At 46.6% G+C, this 19,235-nt stretch carries 12 protein-coding genes; 8 read left to right on the top strand and 4 right to left on the bottom strand.

Annotated features, from left to right (window positions below; genetic code table 11):
- Positions 1-114 precede the first annotated feature (114 nt).
- Both SAPGRDRAFT_RS17220 and lon read left to right on the top strand, forming a co-directional pair.
- Positions 115-2,601: a DUF5686 and carboxypeptidase regulatory-like domain-containing protein gene (locus SAPGRDRAFT_RS17220; protein WP_002660621.1), complete on the top strand. Its 2,487-nt coding sequence runs from the start codon at positions 115-117 to the stop codon at positions 2,599-2,601.
- Positions 2,602-3,309: 708 nt separating this feature from the next.
- Entirely contained in the window at positions 3,310-5,724 is a 2,415-nt protein-coding gene (gene lon, locus SAPGRDRAFT_RS17205; RefSeq protein WP_002660617.1) for an endopeptidase La, read from the top strand.
- Positions 5,725-5,794: 70 nt separating this feature from the next.
- Here lon and SAPGRDRAFT_RS17200 read toward each other — a convergent pair whose 3' ends face one another.
- Together SAPGRDRAFT_RS17200 and dusB are read right to left on the bottom strand one after the other, a co-directional pair.
- Positions 5,795-8,101 (bottom strand): hypothetical protein, encoded by a 2,307-nt coding sequence (locus SAPGRDRAFT_RS17200; protein ID WP_002660615.1) that lies wholly within the window; start codon positions 8,099-8,101, stop codon positions 5,795-5,797.
- Positions 8,102-8,324: 223 nt separating this feature from the next.
- Positions 8,325-9,317, bottom strand: a complete 993-nt coding sequence (gene dusB / locus SAPGRDRAFT_RS17195) for a tRNA dihydrouridine synthase DusB (RefSeq protein WP_002660614.1) — start codon at positions 9,315-9,317, stop codon at positions 8,325-8,327.
- A gap of 143 nt (positions 9,318-9,460) precedes the next feature.
- On the opposite strand from dusB, the gene SAPGRDRAFT_RS17190 reads away from it, so the two are divergent.
- The 4 genes from SAPGRDRAFT_RS17190 to SAPGRDRAFT_RS17175 all read left to right on the top strand — a co-directional run bounded on the left by SAPGRDRAFT_RS17190 (position 9,461) and on the right by SAPGRDRAFT_RS17175 (position 13,096).
- Positions 9,461-10,648: a hypothetical protein gene (locus tag SAPGRDRAFT_RS17190; RefSeq protein ID WP_002660612.1), complete on the top strand. Its 1,188-nt coding sequence runs from the start codon at positions 9,461-9,463 to the stop codon at positions 10,646-10,648.
- A 241-nt stretch (positions 10,649-10,889) separates the two neighbouring features.
- Positions 10,890-11,693, top strand: a complete 804-nt coding sequence (locus SAPGRDRAFT_RS17185) for a 3'-5' exonuclease (RefSeq protein ID WP_002660610.1) — start codon at positions 10,890-10,892, stop codon at positions 11,691-11,693.
- Positions 11,694-11,722: 29 nt separating this feature from the next.
- Positions 11,723-12,418, top strand: a complete 696-nt coding sequence (locus tag SAPGRDRAFT_RS17180) for a CoA transferase subunit A (RefSeq protein ID WP_002660608.1) — start codon at positions 11,723-11,725, stop codon at positions 12,416-12,418.
- 18 nt (positions 12,419-12,436) lie between these two features.
- Positions 12,437-13,096 carry a CoA transferase subunit B gene (locus SAPGRDRAFT_RS17175; protein WP_002660607.1) on the top strand — a complete coding sequence of 220 codons (660 nt, stop codon included), beginning with the start codon at positions 12,437-12,439 and terminating at the stop codon, positions 13,094-13,096.
- Between the two features lie 254 nt (positions 13,097-13,350).
- On the opposite strand, the gene rpsU is transcribed toward SAPGRDRAFT_RS17175, so the two are convergent.
- Positions 13,351-13,545, bottom strand: coding sequence for a 30S ribosomal protein S21 (gene rpsU, locus SAPGRDRAFT_RS17165; protein WP_002660605.1), 195 nt, complete (start codon positions 13,543-13,545; stop codon positions 13,351-13,353).
- Positions 13,546-13,799: 254 nt separating this feature from the next.
- On the opposite strand from rpsU, the gene SAPGRDRAFT_RS17160 reads away from it, so the two are divergent.
- On the top strand, positions 13,800-14,207 hold the full coding sequence (locus tag SAPGRDRAFT_RS17160) for a DUF7793 family protein (protein ID WP_156001988.1): 408 nt from the start codon (positions 13,800-13,802) through the stop codon (positions 14,205-14,207).
- 117 nt (positions 14,208-14,324) lie between these two features.
- Complete coding sequence (locus tag SAPGRDRAFT_RS17155) at positions 14,325-14,741, top strand: STAS/SEC14 domain-containing protein (RefSeq protein WP_002660602.1); 417 nt, start codon at positions 14,325-14,327, stop codon at positions 14,739-14,741.
- A gap of 273 nt (positions 14,742-15,014) precedes the next feature.
- On the opposite strand, the gene SAPGRDRAFT_RS17150 is transcribed toward SAPGRDRAFT_RS17155, so the two are convergent.
- On the bottom strand, positions 15,015-18,866 hold the full coding sequence (locus tag SAPGRDRAFT_RS17150; RefSeq protein WP_002660600.1) for a lamin tail domain-containing protein: 3,852 nt from the start codon (positions 18,864-18,866) through the stop codon (positions 15,015-15,017).
- Positions 18,867-19,235 lie beyond the last annotated feature (369 nt).

Raw genomic sequence — 19,235 nt, 5'->3', positions numbered from 1 at the left:
CTGCTATCAAAAATAATTTCTGTCGTTGCTTTTTAGACGCTATAGAGGGGCATAAGTTGGAAAAGCTTTATATTTTGAGGGCTATAGATTGCTCCAACTCCCTAAATCAAGATTATGAATAAGATTTTATTTTTGCTTCTCTTTTTGGGCTTTAGCTCTAGCCAGCTTTTGGCCCAACTTTCGGGTTTAGTGACCGATGAAAAAGGAGAGCCGCTGCCCTTTGTCTCGGTTTACCTCCAAAAAGAATCGGTGGGCACCACTTCTAATATAGAGGGCCGCTATATGCTTCGGCTGGCGCCCGGAGAATACCAATTGGTCTTTCAGTATGTGGGTTACAAAAAAAAGGTCATCAACTTAAACTGGAGTGAAAACGAGCAACTAGAGCTCAACGTAGAGCTCGCCCCCGTCGATCTTCAGGCCCCCGAGGTGGTAGTCGATGGCTCTGAAGACCCTGCCTATGGCATTATTCGGCAGGCCATGAAAAAGCGGAAGTTTTACCTCAATCAGGTTAAGAACTTTAGCTGCGAGGCCTATGTTAAAGGCGCCCAAGAAATTAGTGAATTGCCCGAAAGCATTATGGGCCAATCTACAGAAGAGTTTAGGCAGCAACTAGACTCCTCGGGGAGTGGCATGGTTTATCTTTCCGAATCGGTATCTAAAATTTATGTCCAAGGCAATAAAGTCAAAGAAGAAATGATTTCTTCTAAGGTGAGTGGCGATGATAATGGCTTTAGCTTTAATTCTGGGGCCGCTATGCTAGATATGAATTTCTATCAAAATTATACAGAGCTGATTGACGCCCGCCTGCTCTCGCCTATTGGCCAAGGCGCTCTCAATGCCTATAGATACAAATTACTCAATACCTTTTTTGATGAGGGCAAAATGATCTATCAGGTCCAGGTCATTCCCAAAAACCCCTTGGGCCAACTCTTCTTTGGCGACATTTATATTGTAGATGGCGAATGGTGTATCTATAGTACTGACCTCAAAACGACGGGCAAGGCCGCCAATATCTCTATCCTCGATACCGTGGCGTTTAAGCAGCTGCATGTAGAGGTGCAAGATAGCGTCTGGCGACTGTTTTCTCAAGAAATTGAACTGAGCATCAATCTCTTTGGCATTGAGGTCTCTGGAGGAATCATTGGCGTTTTTCAACAGTATAACCTGGCCCCCGAATTTCCCAAAAAGCTCTTTAATAACGAAATCTTTTCGGTAGAAGCCGAGGCCAATAGAAAAACAAAGGTCTACTGGGATAGCATTCGCCCTCTTCCACTTTCCGAAAAAGAAGTGGTTGAGTATCAAGTAAAGGATAGCCTGCAAAAGATACTCAACGACCCCGCCTATATTGATTCTATGGACCGCATCGCCAACCGCCCGAGCTGGAGCCTGCTGCTATCGGGCTATAGCTACCGCAAACGCAATAAGGGCTATAGTTGGTCGGTTTCTTCCCCCCTATATAGTATCATGTATAATACCTTACAGGGCTTTTATGGAGATGTTAATCTGGGCTACAACAAGCGCTTCAATAAGGAAAATACCCGCTACCTCAATGCCAAGATGAAACTGCAATATGGCCTTGCCGATAAGCGCCTGCGCAGCTCGGGCAGCCTCTTTTTTCGCTTCAATAAAACCAATGATGCCAACCTGATGCTCAGCGGCGGAAATCTGGTCCAGCAGTTTGTTGAAGACCCGCCCATGAGCCCGCTCATCAATAGCTATACTTCTTTGGTCTATCGGCAAAATTATATTAAGGCCTACGATAAAACATTTATCCAAGCTCGCTATTCTCAACGGTTATTTAATGGCCTTCGCCTGCTCTTTCAAGCCGAATATGCCCAGCGCAAAGCCCTCAGTAATCAGGCCGATTATAGCCTATTGTTCAGAGAAAAAAGGGAGTTTTACTCTAATCAAGCCCTCGATTTTAATCAGCCGCCAGCAGAAGATACCCTGGCCTTCCAAGCCAATAATCGCCTGCTTTTTGACCTGCGGTTTCGCCTGCGTTTTGGCCAGAAGTACCTCTCTTACCCCAAAGAACGCATCTATCGACCCAGTAATATTCCCGAAATTTGGCTGATTTATAAAAAAGCCCTAGCCCTCAACGACGAAATGACGGCCTTTGATTACCTAGGCGCTTATATCCAAAAACTCAATTTGCCGGTGGCTGGTATCGGAAAGTTTAGCTGGCGCACAGAGGCCGGCGCCTTCCTGCAAACCGAAAATATGCGCTTTGTCGATTATCAACACTTTCGTGGCAACCAAACCTTTTTTGCCCAAAATGGCAAGCAATGGCGCAGCTTTCAGCTCTTGCCTTATTATGAGCACAGCACAATGGATTATTTTGTGCAGACCCATTTTGAGCACCACTTTAATGGCTTTCTCTGGAATAAATTGCCAGGTCTCAAAAAGTTGGGCTTCGAAACTATTCTGGGGGTCCACCACCTCTATACCCCCGAAAAAGGCAACCATATGGAGCTCAATTTTGGTATCGACCGCATTGGCTGGAAGCTCTTCCGCATTATCCGAATAGATGCCGTGATGGCCATCCGTGAAAATAAAACACCAGATTGGGGCGGAGTCATTAGCTTTAATTTCTCGCTCTAAGTTCTCTTATCTTTTGGGGCCCGCGGCCAGCTCGGCAAAGCCGAACTGGCCGCCGCTATGCTGCGGGGCTCGCAGGTCTGCTCGGCCCTGCAGCCGCCTGCGGCGGCTTTGGTCTGGCCTACGGCCACCCGCTCCGCAGCGCTGGGCCTGCGGCGGCTTCGCCGCCTGCTAGATCCAGCTATTTTTTGCCCTGGGCCAAAGCCCTCAGTTGCTGAGCATAAAGAAAGTTCTTTTAGAGAAAACTAAATTTGCGTTTACAAAACAAAGTTACTACCTTTGAATAAATACAAACTAAAAGCGCTAAGGCCAGCCCCTTAATTTTGGTCCAATTGGGCGTTCTGCAGGCGGCGAAGCCGCCGCAAAGGCGCGCAGCGCCGCGGCTGAGGGATGGACAGCAGTGGCCGAAGGCCAGACCAAGGCGCTGAAAGCGCCGCAGGGCCGAGCGAATAGCGAGCTGCGAAACAGCCCGACCCAGCCTCAGGCTGGGGCAGCCCCAGAAAAAACAAGTCAAAACGGCAGAATACATAGAAGGGAATAGCTTTTGGCCTATAGAGGGCCGGTTTAAAAAAGGGGCCTATTTGCTTAATTTTTATCTTTATGAAAGGATTAAGCGGGCAAAACTACTTAGTTTGGGCCCAAACCGACTGACAAGCTGTCAGCAACTGGCAGCAGAGGCCGAGAGGCTTGCATTCATTACAAATAATCAGCATGTCAAAAAAAGAAAACGATTTGAATCCAGAGGAAGAAATGGAAATTTTACCCTTTTTTAGTGTAGACGAGCAAGAGGAGCGTTTGATGCAAGAAGAGGAATATAGTTATGACCTTCCTGTTTTGGCATTGAAGAACACCGTTTTGTTTCCGGGAGTTGTGATTCCGGTAACGGTGGGCCGCGAGCGTTCTATAGCGGCGGTACAAGATGCCTATGCAGATGGTCAGCATATTTTGGTTTTTGCCCAGAAAGATATGGAGGTAGATGAGCCAAAATTGAAAGATCTGCACGCCTTGGGCGTGGTGGCTAAAATTCTTCGTCTCATCAAAATGCCCGATGATAGTTATACGGCTATTTTGCAGGGTCGTCGACGGACGGGCAGAGAGCGCAAAGCGCTGCAGATCCTTCCGTTTTTGCGAGCCGAGCCTATTTTGTTGGTTGATGAGCGGCCTAAGAAGAAAGAGCAAATTGAGTTTGAGGCGACCTTACAATCTATTCGAGAGAAAAGTGAGGCCTTAATAGATATTAGTCCGCAAATTCCTTCGGATGCGGTGCAGCTGCTGCATAAGATCCAGAACTCTGGTTTTTTGGTCAATTTTGTGGCCACCAATATGCAGGTGAGCGTGAGTGCCAAGCAGGAGTTGCTCAATGAGAGCAAGCTGCTCAAGCGGGCCAAAATCTTGTTGGAGCAGTTGAGTATTCAGTTGCACATTACTGAGATTCGGGCCGAATTGGAGGAGAAAGTGCGGGAAGAGATGGAGAAGCAGCAGCGGGATTACATCCTCAACCAGCAGATGAAATTGATTCAGGATGAGCTAGGCGAAAATCCGCAGAGCCAAGAAGTGGACCGTTTGCGGGCCAAGGCAGCAGATAAAGACTGGTCGGAAGCGGTGCAAGAAAAATTTGATCGGGAGCTCCGTCGATTGGAGCGCACCAACCCTATGGCGCCAGATTACTCGCTAACGCTCAACTACTTAGAGACCTTAGTCGATTTACCTTGGAATGAGTTTAGCGAGGATAATTTTGATTTGAACAAGGCCGAAAAGATCTTGGACCATGACCATTATGGTTTGGACAAGGTCAAGGATCGGATTTTGGAATATTTGGCAGTTTTGGAGTTGCGTCAAGACATGAAAGCGCCTATTATTTGCCTATTGGGCCCTCCAGGTGTGGGAAAAACCTCTTTGGGGCGTTCGGTAGCTTCGGCTCTCAACCGAGAATACATCCGTATGTCTTTAGGTGGCCTACATGATGAGTCGGAATTGCGGGGACACCGTAAAACCTATATTGGGGCCATGCCTGGTCGTATCATTCAATCTTTGAAAAAAACGGGAACCTCTAATCCCGTCTTCATTTTGGATGAGATTGATAAGATGGGTAGTGGACAGCGGGGCGATCCCTCTTCTGCCCTACTAGAGATTTTAGACCCAGAGCAAAATAGCAGTTTTTACGACAACTATTTGGAGTTGGATTACGACCTTTCTAAGGTCCTCTTTATTGCTACCTCCAACTCCTTGAGTTCTATTCAGCCGGCCCTTTTGGACCGTATGGAAATCATTGAGCTCTCGGGTTATTCGGTAGAAGAAAAGCTAGAAATTGCCAAGCGCCATTTGATTCCCAAGCAGCGCAAAGAGCATGGGATTTCGGGCAATCAGTTTAGAATTGGGGCCAAAGCCCTACAAACCTTGGTTACGGACTATACCCAAGAGTCGGGAGTGCGTAAACTAGAGCGTCAAATTGCTCGTTTGATGCGGATTGCGGCCAAGCAGATTGCGCAGGGCGATAAAAAGCAGGTTCGTTTTAGTACGGCTCAGGATGTAGAAGATGCCTTGGGCATTAAAACCACTGTTAAGGATATTTATGAAGAAAAGCTGCCTGCTGGTGTAGTCGTTGGTTTGGCTTGGACCCAAGTGGGGGGCGAAATTCTCTTTATTGAGGCCAGCCTAAGCCCGGGCAAGGGCAAGCTTCAATTGACGGGGAACTTGGGCGATGTGATGAAAGAATCTGCGGCCTTGGCCCTTTCTTATCTCAAGAGCCATGCGGAGGAGTTTGGCATTGAGGCCAGCCTTTTTGAGCAAAGAGATGTGCATTTGCATGTTCCTGCTGGGGCCGTGCCCAAGGATGGACCTTCTGCGGGAATCACCATGCTTTCGGCCCTAGCCTCTGCCTTTAAGGGGAAGCCCTTGCGCTCTCATTTGGCCATGACTGGAGAAATTTCTTTGCGTGGTCGTGTGCTTCGGGTAGGTGGCATTAAGGAAAAAATCTTGGCGGCCAAACGGGCTGGGGTCAAAGAATTGATCCTTTGCGAGGACAACCGTCCGCATGTCATGGAAGTAAAAGCCGAATATATCAAAGGCCTAAAATTTCATTATGTCAAGCGCATGGAAGATGTACTCAAAATTGCCTTGCGTTAATTTTAGCGCAGCGCTATAAACAAAAAAAGCAGCTCTTAAGAGCTGCTTTTTTTTGGTTTAGGGCCAAGCCTTAGCGTTTTATCTTCACTATTTTTCGCTCTGATCGCTTGAGGCGGAGTTTAATTTTTGCTTTTTTCAGGGGGCTTTGATCAACGGCTTTGCTACTGCCTTTGGCTTGTAGTAGCTGGCCCAAATCTCCGCTCCAGATGGGAATGCGAAGAGGATTTTCGCCTGTTTTTTCTTCCAAATAAATTTGAATTCGGTCCTCTCTATGGGCTCGCAAAGAGCGTTTAAACTGCTCCTTTAGGGTTTTGCCTTTAAAGAGAGCGGGTAGGGTTTTGCTCATTTGGACCTCATTGCCCACCATAATTTCATACTTCCAATTGGTTTTTGTTTGGACAGAATCTAGCTGCAGGCTATCCGTCATCCACTTAAGCGACTGCAAATCGATTTGGAAACTTACATTATGCAGGCTTTTGGGCAATTTGCTTTCGCTTTTTTGTTCGGCCAATAGGACCTCTCCCGTTTTGCGATCGACAAATTGATAGCTGAGGGCTACTTTTTCATTGGCCAAAAGGCGGCGATACGGAAAAAGCACATGAATTTGGGTAGAGTCTAGCCCTAGCGCAAAGCTATCTTGTCCTATTTCTACTAGGCCTTCTCCTAGCGTATTATAGCCCATAAAATCAACGCCATTTCGCAGTCCATCAAGCAGCAGCACAGCACGGCCCCGATAGAGGCGGGGCAACTTAGCTTTTAGGGTCACCACATAGCCAAAGTCATTATTTTGCACCCGGTCCATAGCCAACTCCTCTTCTAAGAGTAAATCAGTTAGCGTATCGGGGCGTTCAACCAGTGGGCTGCGTTCGTTAATAATGGGAATTTCTAAATCGGGGACCAAGCTCATCTTCAGGCGAACTTGCGGATCATCTAGGTCCAGATAAGGAATAAAAAAGGCCAAGCTATCTTTTGCCTTCATCTTGGGCTGCTCATAAACGCCATGCAAAAGAGATTGGGGCAGGCTATCTTTGGGCAGTTCCTGCATGGGGTAAACGGTTTGGACCAGAGGTTGGCCTTTCAAATTTTCAAAGTTAATGCGCAATTTAGAATATTGATGCACATCTTTTACCGCATAAGAAAAGCTAATCTTTATTCCTTTTGCCCCTTCATAGTCCACATCTTCTTCTACAAAGGTGCCCGAATAATAAATATAGGGCGGAAACTCTAGGGGTTGGAGGAAAATATAGGGAGCGGCTTCTACAATATTTTGTCCACCTCCATCAAAATAAAACTCAATCTTTTTAATGGAGGAGTTCCAGGCATAATGCGGAATAAAATAGCTCAATCGGCCATTTTCGGGCAGTTCCATCAATTCCCCAGGCTGCGCTTGGTCTTCTACCAAAGAATAAAAAAGTGGAATTTTCACTTTTTTGCCTTCTACATCCGAGAAAATAAAATCGGGACGCATTTTTTGGCCCCTTAGGCTTTTGGGCAAAAAGTACTCAAGGACCAATTTCACGCCTCGGCGGCCTTCATAAATAAAGTCATCTTGTATATACGTACTAATGGGTTGTCGGCTTCTTTTGCTCAGGCCTATCGTATAATTTAGGCGTTTGATTTGGCCAAACATCTCCCCTTTTTGCGATTTTCGCAAGTCTTTGTTGGCTGCGGCCAGAGGCAAGCGGCCCAAAAAATCATCTTCTAGACCATCTTCATCATAAAAGTTGATGTAGAGCTCCTCCCCTTCTAGGGCAAAAAACTGAGCGTCTTCGGCGGGAGCTTCATAGCTATTGGGCTGCAATTTAGAGCTATACACCGGGTAATCACTCCCATTAGTGCTAATGGTCCAATATACATCGGGTGCCCCTTCTTTAGGCGAGCCAGGATCGAGCAAACGAGCCGTTCTCTTTACTTCCGCCTGCTCCATCTGAAACAAAATGCTATAGGTTTGCGGCTGAGTATATGCAATAGTATTGCGGTACTTTAAAAGGCCAGGCACCTCATAAATAAACTCAATTTCCTCCTGTGATCCAGCGGCTACAGCTAGGTCTCGATAAGCCACAAAGCGGCGGCGTTTCTGCCATTCATTGGGTTTGAGGACCAAATAGCTGCTGCTATCGCTAAACACCTCTTGCCCATATTTTCGGGCGCTAAGCTGCTGCTTATAGGTCAGCAAATAACGGCTATTACTAGGATATCGGCACTCAAAGCTGAACATAATTCCCTTGCTGCCCTTATCAGACATCTCAATATTTTGCTCAAATTTAAAGTTGCGTACCTCTAGTTTTTGATCTAACAGATCAATTTTTTCTTGTGCCCATAAGCTCCCGTAAAAGCAGCTTAAGCCAACAAGAAACAAGGTAAAAAATACTCTCATATAGTGTGTGTGTTATTGCTCCAAAGAGCTATGATTAGGCTTGTTCTTCTGTAGTTTTGGGGCTTGCCGCCTTTGGCGGCCGGGCCATTCCGTGGCTCGCAGGTCTGCTCGGCCCTGCGGGGCTTCCGCTTCGCTTCAGCCCCTGGGTCTGCGGCTGCGCCGCACCACTTCATGTCCCTAAGCCTGCGGCGGCTTCGCCGCCTGTCCACCGCAAAAAGGGCCTTTAGCTAAAAACATAATCGGCATAGCGGGCCTCAATTTCTTCTAAAACAGCGAGCAGATCGGGCAGCTCCATCAGGGTAACCAATTTTTTGCGGTATTCTTTCACGCCTGGCATCCCCCGAAAATAGTTGGTATAATGGCGGCGGGTTTCCAAAACGCCCAAAACGGGCCCTTTCCATTCTACGGCTCGAATAAGATGGCGGCGAGCGGCATCTACTCGTTCATGAATATTTGGCGGGGCCATTTTTTCTCCTGTTTCAAAGTAGTGTTTTATTTCTCTAAAAATCCAGGGGTAGCCAATAGCCGCCCGGCCAATCATGATACCATCCACCCCATAGCGTTCTTTGTACAATTTCGCTTTTTCGGGGCTATCAATATCGCCATTACCAAAAATGGGAATATGGATGCGGGGATTTTCTTTTACTTGGGCAATATGCGACCAATCGGCCTCGCCTTTATACATCTGGGCCCGAGTGCGGCCATGAATACTCAGGGCCTTGATGCCTACATCTTGCAGGCGCTCGGCCACTTCTTCAATTTTAATGCTGTTCTGGTCCCAGCCTAGGCGGGTTTTTACCGTTACGGGCAGTTTGGTTGACTTCACCACGGCTTCGGTCAATTCCACCATGCGGTCAATATCCTGCAAAATACCTGCGCCTGCCATTTTGCAGACCACCTTCTTCACGGGGCAACCAAAGTTAATATCTAAAACCTCGGGCTGGGCTTCTTCTACAATTTCGGCAGCCCGCATCATAGAATCTAGTTCGGCCCCAAAAATTTGCACGCCAATGGGGCGTTCTTCAGGGTAAATATCTAATTTGACTACACTTTTCTTTGCGTCTCGGATCAGCCCTTCTACTGAAATAAACTCCGTGTACATCATATCGCAGCCCTGTTCTTTACAAAGTGCACGAAAAGGGGGATCGCTAACATCCTCCATTGGGGCTAGCAAAAAGGGGAATTCTCCCAAAGAAAGATCTCCAATTTTAACCATAGTAGTTTTATGTTCTGTTTTGCGCAAAAATACGACGAACAAAGGTAAAAGCCTTTGAATCTATCGCTTTTTTGGGCCAAAAAGCTAGAGAAGTAAATAACTCCTCAAATTTTTATAAATTTGGTGATAAATGAACCAACTCCATGAGCGATAAAAAAATCAAAGAAAAGACTCTCCCCAAACTCAAGAAGCGAAAAGCTTGCACACCAGAGCAAATTGCAGCCAATAAGCATATCTACGATGATCATTTTCGCATGGGCTTTGTGCGTCAGTTCAATCGAGAGATTTATAGCTTGATGGACCAAAACTATTTTCGGCCCGAGTTCATTGGTTTTGAGGAGCTCCCAGAGCGGAACCGTCCTGAACATCCTATTATTTTTGCCAGCAACCACTCGGGTATGGCTTTTCCTTGGGATGGGATGATTTTTGGCTCTGGTCTTTCTAAAATGCATAAATTTGATCCTAAAAAGCAGCTCAGGGTACTTACGGCCCCTATGCTTTCTCAGACGCCGGCCATGCACCCTTATTTTATGTTGCATGCTTGGAAACTAGCGGGAGGTATAGATGCCAGCTTTCTCAACTTTGAGACCATGATGCATTATCCAGATGGCCAACTATTGATTTATCCAGAAGGAGTGCCGGGTATTGGCAAAGGCTTTAATCGTCGGTATAAATTGCAGCGTTTTTCTAGCTCCTTCATTCGGATGAGCTTAAAATATAAATCGGATATTGTTTGGTACTCCACCATCAATGCCGAGTATGTGGCCCCTTTGATGTACAGCCATAAAGGCGTGAATAAGGCCATCAATAAAATTGGGGTTCCTTTTTTACCCTTGGGCCCTTTGACTCCGCTCTTGCTCTTTCCTGCGGCTTTCTTTCTCTCTTTTCCCAGCAAAATGACCTTTGTTCGGGGTTCTCGGATTCGGCCCTATGAATGGACCGACAAGGCCTTTGAGAAATTGACGGAGGCCGAAATTGAAGACATCCGCCAAAGGGTGCAGGACAAATGCCAGGAGGAGCTTGAGTTGGCCCTAGTCCAATATGGTCGGAAGCCCTACCACTTGGGTGAGCTGCTCCGAGTCATCTTTAAAGGCTTTCCCTTAAATACGCCTTTGGGTTGGCCTATGCTATTTCATGAATTTGAGAAACAATGGCATCAGAAGGGCAAAAAAGGAGAAGAGGTCAAGGTATACAAAGGCTGGGGGTCCTCTATTTACTTACTTTTGCGCAACCCGATTTGCTTCCTTTATTTTATTCCCTTTTTTGGTTGGCTGGCCCTAGTGGCTTATGGTCGTTGGCGCTGGAAAAACGGATTTAAGGACAAGGAATAGGCTTAGCGCTGGCTGGCCTAGCGATGCGGCGGGGTGGCCGAAGGCCAGACCGAAGGCGAAACGAAGTGAAGCCTGAAGGGCCGAGCAGACCTGCGAGCCCCAAAGCGTAGCGCCGCAAGGCGAAGCCGCAGCGGAGGCCCCAAAAAACGCCTAAATTCTTTAGTTATTCTAAGATTTGATTATCTTGAGTCTGGCCCAATAGCGGCCATTTATTTTCATTACCTGATTAGAAAAAGGGCGAATGCAATTTCAATTAGATAAAGATCTCTGCTTTTTAGATTTAGAGACTACAGGCGGGGATATTATGAAGGACCGCATTGTGCAGATTGCACTAATTAAGTACCCCAAAGATGGCGGAGCGCCTATTGAGCGCTCTTATTTGGTCAAGCCGGGGCAGCCAAGTTCGGCAGAGGCTTTGGCCATTCATGGCCTTGGTGAGCAGGAGCTCAAAGATGCGCCCCCTTTTAAGTTATTGGCTATTGAGCTGCTTGATTTTATTGGCGATGCTGATTTGGCGGGTTATAATTCTAACCGTTTTGATCTTCCCGTTTTGATGGAGGAATTTTCGAGAGCGGGTTTTGAGTTTTCGATTGAGGGCCGTCGTTTGATTGATGCCATGCAGATTTTTTATAAAATGGAGCCTCGTACGCTCAAAGCGGCTTTGCGTTTTTATTGTGGGCAAAATTTGGAAAATGCCCATGATGCTTTGGCGGATACTCGAGCTACGGCGGAGGTCCTCAAGGGGCAAATTGAGCGCTATGCAGAAAGCAATTGGCAGGACCCAAAAACCGAAAAAGTTTATGAGCGGCCCGTAAAAAATGATATGCAGGCCCTACATGATTTTATTCAGCAAGCCAACCGAAAGGTAGATTTAGGTGGCCGCTTTGTCCGCAATGCAGAGGGCATTATCCTCTTTAATTTTGGCAACCAAAAGGGGCAGCCTGCCTATAAGCACCCCAATACTTTGCGCTGGATTATCGACAAGGAATTTCCGGTGCAAGTAAAAAATATTGCCCGCGCCATTTTAGGGGGCAAGCTCAAGTAATTTACTAACAAACAATCGCATAACCCATTATGAACAAAGTTGTGGCAAATGCCCAAGAAGCAATTCAGGGCATAGAAGATAATATGACGCTGATGCTTGGTGGTTTTGGCCTTTGTGGCATTCCAGAAAATGCTATTTCGGCCTTGGTCCAAGCTGGTATGAAGAACCTTACCTGCATTTCTAATAATGCTGGCGTAGATGATTTTGGCATTGGCCTAATGCTTCAGCAGCGACAGGTCAAGAAGATGATTTCTTCTTATGTTGGCGAAAATGCCGAATTTGAGCGGCAGCTCCTGTCTGGCGAGCTAGAAGTTGATTTGGTCCCTCAGGGTACCTTGGCCGAACGCATCCGTGCGGGCGGAGCGGGAATTCCCGCCTTTTATACGCCCACAGGCTATGGCACCGAGGTGGCTGAGGGCAAAGAATGCCGAGAATTTGATGGTCGTATGTATGTTATGGAGATGGCGCTTTCTGCTGATTTTGCCTTGGTCAAAGCTTGGAAAGGCGATAAACACGGTAATTTGGTCTTTAAGGGAACGGCCAGAAACTTTAACCCCATGATGGCCAAAGCAGGTAAAATCACGGTGGTTGAGGTGGAGCAGCTGCTTGAACCTGGCGAACTTCATCCCAATGAAATTCATGTCCCTGGCGTTTATGTGCAACGCATCTTCCAAGGAGTAGATTATGAAAAACGTATTGAGCAGCGCACTGTTCGTCAAGCCTAACCCTTAAAATTTAATCTTATGGCACTCGATAAATACGGCATTGCGCAGCGCATTGCCCAAGAACTACAAGATGGCTATTATGTCAATTTGGGCATCGGGATTCCCACTTTGGTCGCCAATTATATTCCCGAAAATATGCAGGTTTTTCTGCAATCTGAAAACGGTTTGCTCGGTATGGGCCCCTTCCCTACCGAAGAAAACGTAGATGCCGACCTCATCAATGCGGGCAAACAAACGGTGACCACTTTAGCTGGCGCTTCTTTGTTTAGCTCCGCCGAAAGCTTTGAGATGATTCGGGGCGGACATATTGATTTGACCGTTTTGGGCGCTATGGAAGTGGCCCAAAATGGCGATATTGCCAACTGGAAGATTCCGGGCAAAATGGTCAAGGGTATGGGGGGCGCCATGGACCTAGTTGCTTCAGCCAAGAACATCATTGTGGCCATGCGACACACCAACCGCAAGGGTGAGTCCAAGTTGTTGCCTAGCTGTAGCCTACCGCTTACGGGCTTGGGTTGTATCAAAAAGGTGGTCACTGATTTGGGGGTCTTCGAGATCAAGGAGAATGCCTTTCATTTGTTGGAGCGGGCGCCTGGCGTCTCGGTCCAAGAGATTCGGGAAAAAACAGCTGGGGCTTTAGTCGCCTCCGATGATTGTCCGGAAATGAAATTAGCTTAAGATTTGAACCACTCCTTTTTGGGGTGGTTTTTTTTGGGGCCCGCGGCCGGCTAGCCTTCGGCTAGGTCGGCCGCCGCTATGCTGCGCCGCTCGCAGGTCTGCTCGGCCCTGCGTTTTTTTCGCTACGCTCAAAAAACTTGGTCTGGCCCTTCGGGCCACGGCTGCGCAGCGCTGGGCCATTTGGACCAATGGGCATAAAAAAAGACCCTACCTTTTGGGGGTAGAGCCTTAGCTAATGTCAAAAAAGTAGCGAGTTAGAGATCGAGCTTACGCTCGCGAACATCGCGGTAAACCGCTTTGAGCGTCTCTGTACGACGCAGCACAGATGGCTTTGTAAAGTGTTTGCGTGTACGAACTTCACGCATCAATTTAGTGTCTCTTACTTTACGCTTGTAACGGCGTAGGGCGCGATCGATAGTCTCGCTATCTTTTACATTGATAATTAGCATAAAAACCCCCTTGGTTTAGGTTGAAAATAAAAAAATAAAAGTGCATCTAAAAAATGCTTCGCAAATATCTACTATTCTAGCTAGAATTCCAATTTAAATCAGCATATTTTCAAGGCTTTTCGCTAATTATTGGCTGGGCTATTTAACAGCTTGAATAATTGTTTAGGCTTTTGTAGTATTTGGCACAAAAGAAGCCCAAAAGCGCGCTTAACTTTGGGCGTTCCTAAAATTACCTTTTATTCTTAAGCTTCAAAATGTCATATCATCCCGAAATCAACCACATTCAGATGGATTGTGGTCATTTGTCTTTTATAGCGAACAGCAATATTATCCTATTGCGTATTGAGGCTAATTATTATATGGAGCAAGCCGATTCTTTATCGGTCAGGAAAAATCTTCGGATTTTGGCGGCCCAAAAAGAGAGTCCTGTATATCTTTTAGTCGATATGCGTCAGATTAAGGGGGCGAGTGCAGCGGGTCGCAAAGTCTTTGCGGATAAGGAAGAGCCTTTAGCGGAGGTTTGCGCTCTTTGGGTCAAGAGTCCGCTTTCTAAGCTTTTGGGCAACTTTTTATTAGGGATAAACAAGCCTGTATTTCCTGCCGCTGTATTTAAGCAAAAAGAGAAAGCCATAGCTTGGATACAGGAACAGATAAAAGAATAATTTTGGCTGCTGCTTTTATTTTTTTCGTTTTAGTGGCTAAACTTCATCTTCTTTGGTCCGTCTCTAAGACGGAAAAAGGCATTGGGCCAATTAGTAAAAAAGATAAACGCCTAGAAGATGCAAGCAAAAAATTATCAGAAAGAGCGGATAGAATTAGCCTCTTGTACTATTTACTGGTCCTATAACAGTGCTATATTAGAGCAGGTTATTCATGAGCACTATACTGTACAAATAGAAGATGCTAAAGAGATTGATCAGACGATAGCCAGAATGGCTGTTGCTCGTGGGCAGGCTGTTTATCATTTGGCTGATATTCGTCAAATTAAAGGGGGGACGGTGGAGGCCCGCAGAAAATTTAGTGCTGATTTTCCAAGCTGCGTTCGGGCTGTAGCCCTCTTGGTTTCTGGAGCCGTTTCTAGATTATTGGGCAACTTCCTCATCCAATTGAGTCATGCAGATATTCCCATTCAGCTATTTGTTGATCGAGAGGAAGCGATTGACTGGTTGTTGGAGCAAAAGAGCAAACAGCAATAAATTGGTCCTTATAAAAATAGCCGTTGCGGATGCAGCGGCTATTTTTATTGCGGTGGGCAGGCGGCGAAGCCGCCGCAAAGGCGCGCAGCGCCGCGGCTGAGGGATGGAAAGTGGTGCGGCGCAGCCGCAGACCAAGGCCGTCAGGCCGCAGGGCCGAGCGAACAGCGAGCCACGACACAGCCCGACCCGAGCGAAGCGAGGGGCAGCCCCAAAAGAAAAAAGGAGTCAGTACGAGATGGTACTAACTCCTTTTCATTTTAGCTAAAGTTGCGCTTATTTTTCTACGGTAAACTTATGGCTTTGGCCCAAGCCGTTGGGGGCTTGTAGGCGCAGGATATATTGACCGGCGGCCAAATTGCTAAGATCAAAGCTATATTGTAGGCGAAGCGGGGCAATGGTTTGGCTTTGCAAAACGCGGCCCAAGGCATCGATAATTTCGGCTTGGTAGCCGGCAAGATTGCTTGGCAACTCTAGTTGAATTTGGTTGTTGGCGGGAATGGGGAAGAGTTTAGTTTCTCCGCTAGCTTCTCCAAAATAAAGTACCTTGACATCGCTATAGCTTTGGCTACCGTCTACATCATTTTGGCGGAGGCGGTAATAATTATAGCCAGCAGCGGGCTGCTCATCTAGGGTATTGTAAGTATTTTGGGCCAAATCTTCTTGGGCGGTAAAGCAGGCGATAGTTTCAAAACTGGTGCCGTCCGAACTACGCTCGAAGCAGTATTCATCGCCAGCATCTTCGTTGGCTACGGTAGCAGAAAGTAGTGCTTGTTCATCTACTTTTTGGGCCGAGAAATCCAACAACTCTAGAGGAAGAGACAATTGGCTCACTACATCAGCCAAAGTGAAGGGGCTAAAGCTCGTTACGACATCAGAAGTGATGCTCCCAGAAGTGGCCGTTCCAGTTAGGAAGGTATTGCCTTCTGACTCCCATTGGTTGCTTGTGCTAGGGGCTTCGGTAAAATAGTGTCCCACCAACAAATCATTGGGATCGAGTACTTGGCTATGAGGGCCCCAGTGTAGGGTAACAAAAAGAGAGGCGCCAGTTCCAGTAAATACCTCGTCTAGGGTCCAGTATTCGAGTACAGAAACATGGTCTAGCTCGGCGGTATTGAGGTTATATGTTCCGTAGCCTTGATTAAAGTATTGGGCCACAAAAAACTCGCCTGTATTAACTGCGGTTTCGATACCGATTGCGCCATAAATGCCATTATCGCCGGTGGGATAAGTAAAGGCATCGATTCCAGTTCCTGAAGTTTCTTTAAGTACGGGGCCATCAACATGGCTAATATTTGAGGCATTGATAGCGGTGGCATCTACATCAAAGTAGACTCTTTCTGAGGCAGAGCCCAAAACGATACCTTGTTGGAAGTCCATTTCTTCATCAATGTAAATATCGCTACAGTTATTGATGAGGAAGCCTGCGGGTTTGATGAGGCGAACAAAGCGGAAGCTTTCGGTGGCCCCAGCATTTGTTTTGATGACCGTTTGGTCGGTACTTCCGACAAACTCGACTACTGCATGAGTTTCATCAAAGCCGTTATTGCTGGCATCATCTAGCCAATCGCCATGCAGGCGGAAAAGGCCAATAGCGCTAGCATTGGGATCCTCATAATCGAGTAGGCCGTTATTGTTAATTAGAAGGCTACCAAAAACCTCCATACCTGTACCGGCAGTAGTGCCGTCGTTATTTTCTAGTTTAGAGATAGAAGCGCTGGGGTTTCCACCGATGATAAGATCGCCCAAAATTTGCATGGGGCTAATATTCGTATTGCTATTGAACACCTCTACGGCGCCAGTTCCGGTATTTCCGACCAGCATATCGCCTTTAACGGTCATGAATCCGCCACTACCGCTAAATTTCTCAGAGAGGCCAGCAAAGCTATAATCGCCGCTGACAGACTCCATATAGAGGTTAGGATAGAACATATTATTGGTAATCACGCTAACAGAGCCGTTATTGGCGTAGCGGAAATGCCAGTGGGCTGTAGCGGGAATAGTAGAAATGCCATTTTCATAATTATCTCTGTAGGCGGCAACGGTGCTACTTCCCGTTTTGATAATTCTTGCATTAGCGCCCATTTCCCAGCTTGCGCCAGATTGGAAGTTAATGCCATTTCCTCCACCTGCGCCATGGTCCTCTAGGGTACCTTCTAGGAGGAAGTCGATGCCAGTATCTTCTTGGATACGGAGTTGTAGGCTTGCGGGAATCACTAGTTCTCCACCAGCTTCTACTACCAATTGGTCAATCTCGATATCTTGGTCGAGCTCAATGAGGTGGCCATTAAGGATATGTACATAATCGCTATTATCGAAGCGGGGGTAATCGCAGGCGGCCACCCAAGGGCCAGCGGCAGAGGGGGCCATTTCCCAGCTGCTCACATCGGTCCAATAACCAATAGTTGCAGAACGGAAAAAGCGTTCGCTACCGATATTAAACTGAGCGGCTTCGGTTAGGCTTCCGCAGTTACCATCTTCAATGACTTCGCAGTAGAACTGATAGCCATCATAATCGACCAAATTGCCTTGAATCAATAAAACGTCAGAAGTTTCTCCGCTTACTGTAGTGGCATTGGGGAAAGCGGCTGCGCTTACGGCTGTCCAAGCTGTAGCCGCGCCATCATTTTCGTTAAAGTACCATTGGTAAGTTAGGGTTCCGCCATTATTTGCAGTAGCGGTTACGCCCATGAGTAGCTCGCAGCTATTGACATCCATAGGTTGGGCGCTAAAAGTGGGAGGTGTAAGGGGCGGGCCAGAGGGAGCAGCAAAAGTTCCCAAGTCAGAGATGTCTCCAGCAGTTGCTGTGGTCCATTCTGAAGCATCAAAATTGGGATTAGGGCTAGTTACCGTAGTATTTCTACGATATACAAACCCTCTTGCTCTTACAATTTGATCCTCAAAATCATCTACTACAGTTCCAGAGGGAACGTGGACCAATTCTAGACGATCATCATCATTATACCCATTGGTTGTACCTGCAAAAATAAAATCTTCTACTCCTCCTGTAGTGCTACTTGCGCGACCAACCAATACTTGGCCTGGGTTGATGCTGACTGCAGGAAAGTCAAAGGTAAAAGAAACTGTCGTTGTGGTAAGAGTAGCGTAACGGCGAATCTCATAGTCTGAAAGATCAATAGGATTAGCTGTGCCATTATATATCTCAATATATCCCAAAGATCCTGATGTTTCATCATAAACCTCAGACATAATCAGGTCTGTAAAAATAGGCGTACCTGCACAGCTTCCCACTTCTTCTAGGTAGGTAAAGCCATAAGGGGTAGTAATATCACAAGCAGATTCGCTAAGGGTCAATTGACCATCATTTGCGGCTGTGGGTACGGTAGCAATAAGTGTAGTGGCATCTACAAAAGTTATATTAGCAGCAGCAACGCCAGCAAAACTGACTGTGGTAGCAGCCGTAAAGCCAGTTCCTGTAATGGTTACTTCTGTGCCCGCAGGCCCTGAAATTGGGGCAAAAGCACTTACCGTATGCGGGCAAACTACCGCAACATCCCCTTCTAGTAAAGCATCTTCAATAACCCAGATTTCATTCCCGCTATTATTTACAAGCTCTAAACGAATTTGCAAATCACTGACAGAAGGAAGTCCTGTAATTTGTAAAGTAGAATAATCCAAACCTCCAGAAGAGGAAAAGCTTGCAGCAGAATTATCCCCATCATAGGCAACAGTAGCCTGATCTACACCAGAAAATGACCACTGAGAGTTACTAGATCCAGAAATCTCTAACTCATCACTCCATGTTGCTCCTCCATCAGTACTAACAGCAACTACTACATCATCTGGACCGTCAGCACCATTTCCAGCAGTTCCAGCAAAAGAAGCCAAGCGAATGCTAAAGTCAATATTGGTATAGCCCGTGGTATTCATGCCTGTAAATAAGGCTGTACCTGATTCGTTATTGTACTCATAGCCTTGTGTTCCGCTTACATATCTGGGCTCTCCAGCAGGGAAAGGTCCTGTAGCCGTAGCTACGCCACCTCCAGTAGGGGTAAATATCATAGCTGGTGCAGCTGGGCTAGCCTCAAAATCATAAGTTGCAATTGTTGTTTGGGCAGATAACTGCCAGCCAAGAAAGCATAAAAGTGCTAAGTAGAGATGTCGCATAAGTAATTAAGATGATTTGCGAGAAGATAGTTAGATGAGGGATTTATTTAGGCTGCGAAAATACGTTTTGCGCCTATCTATTCCCCCTTTTGTATTATTAGCTTATTGTTAATTAACGAACGGGTCATTTCGTATCTAGCAAAGGTAATAAAAATAAGCTGTATTTAAAGTGTACAATAAAGATATATTCTGTAAAAAGGGCAAATCATCACAAAATTGGTCCTTTTCTCTTCTTTTTGTAATTTGCTGCCGTTTTGGAATAGGCAAGGATTTTTCTTGCGTCTAGCAGGCGGCGAAGCCGCCGCAGGCGAGCGAAGCGAAGCGGCTGAGGGATGGATAGTGGTGGCCGAAGGCCAGACCCAGGCGCTT

Source organism: Saprospira grandis DSM 2844 (genome assembly GCF_000275825.1).
Classification (GTDB): Bacteria; Bacteroidota; Bacteroidia; order Chitinophagales; family Saprospiraceae; genus Saprospira; species Saprospira grandis_A.
This window is presented reverse-complemented; position numbering and strand designations above follow the sequence as displayed.

What these genes read in the sequence shown, in the direction of transcription:
- lon (WP_002660617.1), top strand. Translation starts at nt 3,310, where the DNA reads ATGTCAAAAAAAGAAAACGATTTGAATCCAGAGGAAGAAATGGAAATT.
- SAPGRDRAFT_RS17185 (WP_002660610.1), top strand. Translation starts at nt 10,890, where the DNA reads ATGCAATTTCAATTAGATAAAGATCTCTGCTTTTTAGATTTAGAGACT.
- SAPGRDRAFT_RS17200 (WP_002660615.1), bottom strand. Translation starts at nt 8,101, where the DNA reads ATGAGAGTATTTTTTACCTTGTTTCTTGTTGGCTTAAGCTGCTTTTAC.
- SAPGRDRAFT_RS17175 (WP_002660607.1), top strand. Translation starts at nt 12,437, where the DNA reads ATGGCACTCGATAAATACGGCATTGCGCAGCGCATTGCCCAAGAACTA.
- dusB (WP_002660614.1), bottom strand. Translation starts at nt 9,317, where the DNA reads ATGGTTAAAATTGGAGATCTTTCTTTGGGAGAATTCCCCTTTTTGCTA.
- SAPGRDRAFT_RS17150 (WP_002660600.1), bottom strand. Translation starts at nt 18,866, where the DNA reads ATGCGACATCTCTACTTAGCACTTTTATGCTTTCTTGGCTGGCAGTTA.
- SAPGRDRAFT_RS17180 (WP_002660608.1), top strand. Translation starts at nt 11,723, where the DNA reads ATGAACAAAGTTGTGGCAAATGCCCAAGAAGCAATTCAGGGCATAGAA.
- SAPGRDRAFT_RS17155 (WP_002660602.1), top strand. Translation starts at nt 14,325, where the DNA reads ATGCAAGCAAAAAATTATCAGAAAGAGCGGATAGAATTAGCCTCTTGT.
- SAPGRDRAFT_RS17220 (WP_002660621.1), top strand. Translation starts at nt 115, where the DNA reads ATGAATAAGATTTTATTTTTGCTTCTCTTTTTGGGCTTTAGCTCTAGC.
- SAPGRDRAFT_RS17160 (WP_156001988.1), top strand. Translation starts at nt 13,800, where the DNA reads ATGTCATATCATCCCGAAATCAACCACATTCAGATGGATTGTGGTCAT.
- rpsU (WP_002660605.1), bottom strand. Translation starts at nt 13,545, where the DNA reads ATGCTAATTATCAATGTAAAAGATAGCGAGACTATCGATCGCGCCCTA.
- SAPGRDRAFT_RS17190 (WP_002660612.1), top strand. Translation starts at nt 9,461, where the DNA reads ATGAGCGATAAAAAAATCAAAGAAAAGACTCTCCCCAAACTCAAGAAG.